Here is a 1,443-nt window from a genome sequence, read left to right on the forward strand (position 1 = left end):
TGACTCGTCCTGAATTGAGTTTACACAAAGTAAACTACTATGAAACGACAAAAAGAAAAAAAAACAAGGGGCATAGGATCTCTGAGTTGGGCAGAGCGTGAAGAAATGATCAAAGAGTATCTTTCGGGGAATTACTCTAAAGTTGAGATTTGGAAGAAGTATACTGGACAAGCGGAAGAACATGGAAAAATACTTCAATGGATGCGGATGTTAGGTTATTCTGATAAAATCGAAAATCCAATTAAAAGATATTTATCTTCAGGTTTTACCAGAGAAGAACTACCCGTTTTGGCGACCAAAGACACCCTGCAAGATCCAAGAGACCTTCAAAAACGCATCAAAGAGCTAGAGCGTCAGCTTAAGGATGCCCAACTGAAAGCCGAAGGCTATGATCTGATGATCGAAATTGCAGAAAAGGAACTGAAAATTCCGATCAGAAAAAAGTCCGACACCAAGTAATATCCACCTTAAAGGAAAGACATCGGCGACAGGCCCTGAGTCGTTTGTGTTTATTATTTGGTATGACCAGACAGGCCTATTATCAGCATTATTGGCAGAAGGAAGAAACCGGCTTTGAACAGGAGCTTGTGATCAAGGAGGTGTTACGGATCAGAAAATCCCATAAAAAAATGGGATGCCGTAAGCTCCTGGTGAAGCTGGAAGCTTTCATGTTCGATCACCAGATCAAGATGGGCAGAGATGCGCTGTTTGATCTGTTGGCAGCAAATCAGTTGTTGATCCGCCGTCGAAACAGACGGGTAACTACGACTTATTCAAGTCATTGGCTTCGAAAATATCCAAACCTGATCCGAGAGTTTATTGCTGGGGGAATCAATCAGTTATGGGTTAGCGATATTACTTATTGGAGGTTTGAGAATAAGTTTCTTTACATCAGTTTTGTAACCGATGTGTTCTCACATAAGATCGTAGGTTATCATCTGGGTGAATCGCTGGAAGCGGAATCATCAATCCATGCCCTTCAAATGGCTTTGGATCAGTTAAAACAGCCGGTAAAAGGTTTAATCCATCATTCTGACCGTGGAATCCAATATTGCTGTAAAGAGTATGTCAAGTTATTACAGGACAACGGTATAGCGATCAGTATGACCGAAAACGGTGACCCGTTAGAAAATGCATTGGCTGAAAGGATCAACGGAATTGTTAAAGGAGAATACCTGGATTGCTATGAAGTGAATTCCATTCAAGAAGCAAATGAGTTGCTTTCCCAAGTAGTCAATCTCTACAACCAAGAAAGACCACATATGAGTATTGGAAACAAAACTCCTGAGGAAATCCACCAAACCAATCAAAAAACAGATCGATTGTGGAAAAACTATTATCCCAAAAACCGTACACTTGTAAACCAATAAAAGGACTAGCAGAAACAGTCAATCAGTACCTGGATTTAAACGATAACCTGTAAACTATTTTTAGGACGAGTCA

At 40.4% G+C, this 1,443-nt stretch carries 2 protein-coding genes; both read left to right on the forward strand.

The features are described from left to right. The first annotated feature begins 39 nt into the window (after positions 1 to 39). Entirely contained in the window at positions 40 to 459 is a 420-nt protein-coding gene (locus J2X69_RS24720; protein WP_310109540.1) for a hypothetical protein, read from the forward strand. Positions 460 to 503: 44 nt separating this feature from the next. Further along, positions 504 to 1,370: an IS3 family transposase gene (locus tag J2X69_RS24725; protein ID WP_310109542.1), complete on the forward strand. Its 867-nt coding sequence runs from the start codon at positions 504 to 506 to the stop codon at positions 1,368 to 1,370. Positions 1,371 to 1,443: the final 73 nt, after the last annotated feature.

This window comes from Algoriphagus sp. 4150 (assembly GCF_031457395.1).
Classification (GTDB): Bacteria; Bacteroidota; Bacteroidia; order Cytophagales; family Cyclobacteriaceae; genus Algoriphagus.

Excerpts from the sequence above, each read along its gene's own strand:
- J2X69_RS24720 (WP_310109540.1), top strand. The coding sequence starts at position 40 with ATGAAACGACAAAAAGAAAAAAAAACAAGGGGCATAGGATCTCTGAGT.